Genomic DNA, 6,322 nt, shown 5'->3' with positions numbered 1-6,322 from the left:
CGCCGGCGCCCGAGCCGAGCATCTCGTAGGCGACGGTGAACAGCAGGTTCCGATGGGCGACGAACGCCTCGGTGGCGGGGTCCGTGCGGCTGCCGTCGGCGAGCTGCCCGGCCGTGTCCTCTGCACGCTCGCTGTGCTCGCTCATCACCGAGTGCTCCTGCCTGTTCGCTGTCGACGGTCTCACGCGCACAAGACGCCGGTCGCCGCCGCTCTGTGACATCCATGCACGGTGGCGCACGTCACACGGCCGTCCGGTCACAAGGAGCGGGGCGCCGGCATCTCGTGTTCGGCCAGTGCGACACCACGAGTGAGGACGAAGCCATGGACGCCCGATTCAACCTGTTCGACAACGAGATCGCCGGAAAGTTCGCCAAGCGGTTCGCAGGCGCCGGCCTGGTGATCCAGCAGTCGCCGCTGCCGAAGTCCACGCAGGAGCTGGTGTCGCTGCGCGCCAGCCAGATCAACGGCTGCGGCTGGTGCATCGACATGCACACCAAGGAGGCCGCTGCCGCCGGCGAGACCGCGGTCCGGCTCAACCTGGTAGCCGCCTGGCGCGAGTCCACCGTGTTCACCGAGCCCGAGCGGGCCGCGCTGGCACTCACCGAAGAGGGCACACGGCTCGCAGACGCCGACCAGGGCGTGTCCGACGAGACCTGGGCCCAGGCGCGCAAGCACTTCGACGACGACCAGATCGCCGCACTGATCTGCCTGGTAGCCCTGATCAACGCGGCCAACCGCCTCGCCGTGATCGTGCACCAGCGGGGAGGCTCCTACGCGCCCGGCATGTTCGCCGCCGCGTTCGACTGAGCGGCAACCGGATCGGGCCCGGCCCAGGATCATCCGTTCTCGATCCGGGCCGGGCCCCCAGACTCATGCCCGACCGGCGTCATGCTCCCGAGTGGCTCAGGACGACGGCACGGGCTTCGTGGCGAAGTACGGCTTGCAGATGCCGTCGACCCAGTCGGTGGCGATCTCCAGCAGTCTGTTGCCGTCCGCCGATGGCAGCAGGGCCGAGCTGTAGTTGGGGCAGTAGTCGACGACCGTCGAGTCGACGGTGACGGGCGCGGAAATCTCCCGCCAAGTGCCGCTGCCGCCCGCGCTGTTGACCCAGACCGTCCTTCCGCTGCCGGCGGCCCGGGTGCCGTCCTTGTTGTAGAGGACCTGGCCGATGAGGAAGAGCCGGCCCAGCGGATTGCCCGCCTCGGGTGCCCAGGCGACGGTCGGGGCGTGCTTGAAGTACTTGCCGTCGGCCGTCTCGGGCCGGTAGCCGAGGAACGGCCCGCTCGTCCAGTCCCAGCCGTCGGCCGAGGTCCGGTAGTGCACGACGCACTGGTACTGCCCGGGAGCGGCGCAGATCTCGTACGACATGAAGTAGGTGCCGTTGCCGAGCTTGCGGACGACCGCCATGCCTGGGCGGTCGGTGGCGAGCGGGCTGATGACGGTGGCGCGGTGTCCGGTCCAGGTCAGGCCGTTCGAGGTGCGGGCGGCCATGAGCTTCTGGCTGTGTGCGGGGTCGGTCTCGTCCGAGTAGTGGGCGACCAGTTGGCCGGTGGCGTCGACGGAGAACTCGGGCTCCCACAGGCCTCCGGTGCTGCCCGCGGTCGCGATGGTGGACAGGTAACTCCAGGTGCGCCCCACGTCGTTGCTCTTGAAGACACGCAGGGCCATGCGGCGGTTCGTCTCGTCCTGGCCGACCGAGGCCGACCACAGCAGCGTGCCTGCGGGCAGATTGCCGACCCGTTGCGGGAGCTCGAAGAGAGTGGAACAGCAGAGTCCCTGCCCGCCGGCCGCCTCCGGGTCGCCGACCGTGCCGACCTGCCGGAAGGACGCGCCGGAGTCGGTGCTCTCGTAGATGGCCCCGAGTCCGTTGTTCCCGGAGAACGTGACCACCGACGACAGAACGAGGCCGTTGGCACCCGCGTCGTGCGCGAGGCGGACGGCCCGGGGGTACAGGCCGGTGTCGTTGCGCAGTGCGGTGCCGGTCGCGGCGTCCGCCGTTCCGGCCTGTGCGGTGAGCAGGGCGGCCAGGAGGGCGATCAACCCGGTTACAAGGGCGGCCAGTTGGAGCGGATGGAGCGGCGTACGGGGTCTTGCCGACATCAGATTCTCCCATCGGGGTGCGGGCTGGATCTGTTCGGACGGTGACGTCCGGCGTGACATCACTCGGCAGGGGCCAGGCGGATGACGTTCCAGGACACCGGGGCCAGCTCCGCCTCAAGCGCCCCGTCGGCGGTGACCTGGGCTCCGCCCCCGGTGCGCGGCGTCACGCGCTCCGGCTCGGCCTCGATGTTGACGGCGTCCGGGTCCTGATCGGCGAGTACGAGGTGCTCCAGCACCCGGTAGCCGGACAACGCGCCACGCAACTCGACCCGCAGGCGCAGAGGTTGCTCCTGGCCGCGGTTGACGGCGAGGACCGTGAGCGCGCCGCTCTCCTCCTCGTACGTCACCACCGTGTCGAGCGCCGATACGTCCCCGTGCCTCGCCGTGTCGATACGGGACCCGGTGACGTCGGTACGCAGCACCTTCCCGGTGGCGAACCGGGCCGCCTGCGCGAACGGGTGGAAGGTGGTCTGCCGCCAGCTCGCGCCACCCGGTTCGCTGCGTATCGGGGCGATGACGTTGACCAGTTGGGCAAGGCACGCGATGGCCACCCGGTCGGCGTTGCGCAGGAGCGTGATGAGCAGCGAACCGACGACGACGGCGTCGGTCACGCTGTACGTGTCCTCGATCAGGCGGGGTGTCTCGGCGGTCTCCAGGTTGCGTTCCCCGACGAAGCGGGCGGCGTACCAGACGTTCCACTCGTCGAACGAGAGCCTGATGTGCTTCTTGGCGCGGCGCGCGGCCCGTACGTGGTCGGCGGTGGCGACCACGTCGCGGATGTACTGGTCCATGTGCGCCCCGGACGCCAGGAAGCTGGCGCGGTCGCCGTCGAACTCCTCGTAATAGGCGTGCAGGGAGAGGTAGTCGACCTCGTCGTACGTCTGCTCCAGGACCTCGCGCTCCCAGGTGCCGAAGGTCGGCATGGCCGCGTTGGAGCTGCCGCAGGCGACCAGTTCGATGGACGGGTCGACCTGGCGCATCGCCTTGCCGGTCTCGGCCGCGAGCCGTCCGTACTCGGTGGCCGTCTTGTGTCCGGTCTGCCAGGGGCCGTCCATCTCGTTGCCCAGGCACCACAGCTTGACGTCGTGCGGTTCGGGGACGCCGTGCTTGATCCGCAGATCGGACCAGGCGGTGCCGCCGGGCTGGTTGCAGTACTCCACCAGGGCGCGGGCGGCGTCGATGCCTCGGGTGCCGAGGTTGACCGCCATCATCGGGTCGAGACCGAGTTGCCGCGCCCAGGTGAGGAACTCGTTGGTGCCGACCTGGTTGGTCTCGATGGAGCGCCAGGCCAGGTCGAGCCGGCGCGGCCGCTCGGAGGCGGGACCGACCCCGTCCTCCCAGTGGTAGCCGGAGACGAAGTTGCCTCCGGGGTAGCGGACCAGGCCGGTGCCGAGTTCTCGTACGAGGTCCGCGACGTCGGTCCGGAACCCGGCGGCGTCCGCCGAGGGATGGTCGGGCTCGTGGATGCCGGTGTAGACGCAGCGCCCCATGTGCTCGACGAACGTTCCGTACAGGCGCGGGTCCACCTCCCCGATGGTGAACTCGGGGTCGACGGTGAACCGTGCGGTGTGCGGCATGCTGGAGCCTTTCCTGGGATGGCGAAGGGGGTGAACTGCCGGGCAGTGTGAACTGCCGGTCTGGAGGGGTTACTTGAGGCCTGTTCCGGCGATGCCCTCGACGATGCGGCGCTGGAACAGCAGGAACACGGCGAGGAGCGGGATGGCACCGAGGACGGCGGAGGCCATCAACTGGGCGTAGGGCACGCCGAAGACGTCCTGGACCGAGGTCAGCCCGACCGGGAGGGTCATCATCTCCGGGTCGGTGACGACCAGGAGGGGCCACAGGAAGTTGTTCCAGACCCCGACGAACACGAAGATCGTGACCGCGGAGATCACCGGGCGCGAGATGGGCATGACGATCTGCCGGTACGTACGCAGCCAGCCCGCGCCGTCCGCGCGTGCCGCGTCGATCAGCTCCCTGGGGATGCCGTCGAAGAACTGCTTGAAGACGAACACGGCGACGACGTTGGGGACTTGGGGCAGCACGACTCCCCAGTAGGTGTTGAGCAGGCCTACCGACTGGAGCGCCAGGAACTGGGGGATCATGAGGACCTGCCCCGGAATCATGATCCCGGCGAGGAGCACCACGAACGCGGCGCGGCGCGTCCTGAAGCGGGTCTGGGAGAGGGCGAGGGCGGCGAGCGACGCGGCGACCACCGTGAGCGCGGTGGTGAGGATCGACGTGATGAAGCTGTTCACGTACCAGTAGGGCAGCTTTCCCGCGTCGAAGATGTCCCCGTACGCCGAGAGGGTGGGGTGTGCGGTGAACCAGTTGGTCGGGTCGGTGACGACTTCCTGCGCGGGCCGTACGGAGGTGGCGAGTGCCCAGGCCAAGGGCACCAGCCACAGCAGCGCGAAGGCGATGAGGACGCCGAGGGCCACCCGGTTGAACAGGCGCTCGGCGTCGTACCTCCGAGGTGCCCCGGCTGTGGTCGTCTTCTGCTCGGTCACGGGCTCAGTGGCGATGGCGGTCATGATCAGCGCTCCTTCTCGGCGCGGCGTACGAGTGCGAACCAGACGAGCGAGACCAGCAGGATCACCACGAAGAGCAGCAGCGAGACGGTCGACGCGTAGCCGACGCGGCCCTCCACGAAGCCCGTGTCGTAGATGAGTTGGAGGGAGGGGCGGGTGCTGCCGTCGGGGCCGCCCATGGTCAGCATGTAGATCTGGTCGAAGACCTTGAGGGAGGCGACCGCCTGGAGGACCGTCACGAGGGTCGTGGTGCGGCCGAGCATCGGCACGATCACGTGGCGGATGCGCTGCCAGGGTCCGGCCCCGTCGATGGCCGCGGCCTCGTGCACGGAACGCGGGATGTCCTGCAGACCGGCCAGATACAGGACGAAGTTGAAGCCGATCGTCCACCACACGGTGGCGGCGGCGATGGAGATCATCGCCCAGTCCGGATCGCCCAGCCAGGACGGCGGGGTGTCCACGCCGATCCACTTCGCGGTCTGCTGGGCGAGGCCCACCTGATCGGCGTAGATGAACGTGAAGATCAGCGAGACGACCGCCGAGGGCAGTACGAACGGCGCGAAGAAGGCGAAGCGGAAGAACCAGCGTCCGCGTACGAAGCGGTCGGCGAGAATCGCCAGCACCAGGCTGAGCAGCACGAGCGGAACAGTGGTCAGAACGGTGAACCACAGCGTGTTCTTCAGCGTGCGCCAGAACTCGTCGTCGCCCAGCACGGCCGTGTAGTTGGACAGCCCGGTGAAGCCACCGAGGCCCTTCTTGAGCAGACTGGCGTCGAAGAAGCCGGCCACGACCGTATAGATCAGCGGCCCCACCAGAAAGACCAGGTAGAACAGGGCGAAGGGCAACAGCATCCCCGGGCCGGCCCAGCGGTCACCTCTGCCGGGGGCCTTGGTCGGTGCGGTTGTCGTGGCCATGGGACGGCCCTTTCAGTCAGGACATGCGGAATCTCAGACGTGCGGGGCCCTGTGCGGGCCGTGATCGCGGCGGTTGGCGGCCGGACGGGGCGGCCTGCAGCGGTACGGAGTACAGGGGTGCGGCCTACAAGGGCGCGGGCCGGCTTGCGAGTTCGCGCAGTTCGCGGCGCATGCGTGCGGCTCCGGCCGTGGGGCTGGTGGCACCGGTGAACACGGACGTCACGGCGTTGCCGACGACGACCTGCAACGTGCTGCCCGCACCGCTGTACCAGGCGGCCGGGTCGTAGGCCGCGCCGTCGGCGGCAGCGGCGTAGTGGGACTGTGGTGCGAGGTCCCGGTAGCCGGGCGACCGCTGCGTGGGCAGCCACGCGGGGATGTGCCCGCCTTCCGCCCACATCTTGCTGGAGTTGAGCAGGGCGGAGACGAACCCCAGGGAGAGGTCGAGGCGTTGTGCCGCGGCGGAGGGCGCCTTGGGCAGGACCAGGGAGTGCGAGTCCGCGGCGCAGGCGTAGGGCGCGTCGTGGAAGACCCTCGGCAGCGGCCGTACGTCGAACTTCACCTTGGCGCCCTGGACGGTGAGGACCTGCCAGACACCGTCCATCAGGAATCCGGCCTTGCCGGTGGTGAGCATCGTGATGGCGCCCGGGCTGTCGGTGCTCGTGGGGACGACCTTCTCCTCGGTGAGGCGGCGGATGTACGCGAGGGCCTCGGCCGCGGCCGCCGTGTCGATGACGACCTTCTTGCCCTGGTCGGCGACGAGTTCGCCGCCGCCTATCT

General features: G+C 69.2%; 5 protein-coding genes and 2 pseudogenes. 1 reads left to right on the top strand and 6 read right to left on the bottom strand.

Annotation, left to right across the window (positions count from 1 at the left end):
• Positions 1-145: pseudogene (locus O3Q52_RS46960) on the bottom strand (RNA polymerase subunit sigma-24); the annotation flags it as partial.
• Positions 146-321: 176 nt separating this feature from the next.
• On the opposite strand from O3Q52_RS46960, the gene O3Q52_RS46955 reads away from it, so the two are divergent.
• Positions 322-807 (top strand): carboxymuconolactone decarboxylase family protein, encoded by a 486-nt coding sequence (locus O3Q52_RS46955; protein ID WP_269654591.1) that lies wholly within the window; start codon positions 322-324, stop codon positions 805-807.
• A 96-nt stretch (positions 808-903) separates the two neighbouring features.
• On the opposite strand, the gene O3Q52_RS46950 is transcribed toward O3Q52_RS46955, so the two are convergent.
• From O3Q52_RS46950 to O3Q52_RS46930, 5 genes and pseudogenes are all read right to left on the bottom strand, one after another.
• A complete protein-coding gene (locus O3Q52_RS46950) occupies positions 904-2,100 on the bottom strand; it encodes an exo-alpha-sialidase (RefSeq protein ID WP_269654590.1) in 1,197 nt (398 codons plus the stop codon).
• A gap of 59 nt (positions 2,101-2,159) precedes the next feature.
• A complete protein-coding gene (locus O3Q52_RS46945) occupies positions 2,160-3,677 on the bottom strand; it encodes an alpha-N-arabinofuranosidase (protein WP_269654589.1) in 1,518 nt (505 codons plus the stop codon).
• A 69-nt stretch (positions 3,678-3,746) separates the two neighbouring features.
• Complete coding sequence (locus tag O3Q52_RS46940) at positions 3,747-4,634, bottom strand: carbohydrate ABC transporter permease (RefSeq protein WP_269654588.1); 888 nt, start codon at positions 4,632-4,634, stop codon at positions 3,747-3,749.
• 2 nt (positions 4,635-4,636) lie between these two features.
• A complete protein-coding gene (locus O3Q52_RS46935; RefSeq protein WP_269654587.1) occupies positions 4,637-5,545 on the bottom strand; it encodes a carbohydrate ABC transporter permease in 909 nt (302 codons plus the stop codon).
• Between the two features lie 124 nt (positions 5,546-5,669).
• A pseudogene (locus O3Q52_RS46930) lies at positions 5,670-6,322 on the bottom strand (hypothetical protein); the annotation flags it as partial.

It is taken from the genome of Streptomyces sp. ActVer, from assembly GCF_027270795.1.
Lineage (GTDB): Bacteria > Actinomycetota > Actinomycetes > Streptomycetales > Streptomycetaceae > Streptomyces > Streptomyces umbrinus_A.
This window is presented reverse-complemented; position numbering and strand designations above follow the sequence as displayed.

What these genes read in the sequence shown, in the direction of transcription:
- O3Q52_RS46955 (WP_269654591.1), top strand. Translation starts at nt 322, where the DNA reads ATGGACGCCCGATTCAACCTGTTCGACAACGAGATCGCCGGAAAGTTC.
- O3Q52_RS46950 (WP_269654590.1), bottom strand. Translation starts at nt 2,100, where the DNA reads ATGTCGGCAAGACCCCGTACGCCGCTCCATCCGCTCCAACTGGCCGCC.
- O3Q52_RS46945 (WP_269654589.1), bottom strand. Translation starts at nt 3,677, where the DNA reads ATGCCGCACACCGCACGGTTCACCGTCGACCCCGAGTTCACCATCGGG.
- O3Q52_RS46940 (WP_269654588.1), bottom strand. Translation starts at nt 4,634, where the DNA reads ATGACCGCCATCGCCACTGAGCCCGTGACCGAGCAGAAGACGACCACA.
- O3Q52_RS46935 (WP_269654587.1), bottom strand. Translation starts at nt 5,545, where the DNA reads ATGGCCACGACAACCGCACCGACCAAGGCCCCCGGCAGAGGTGACCGC.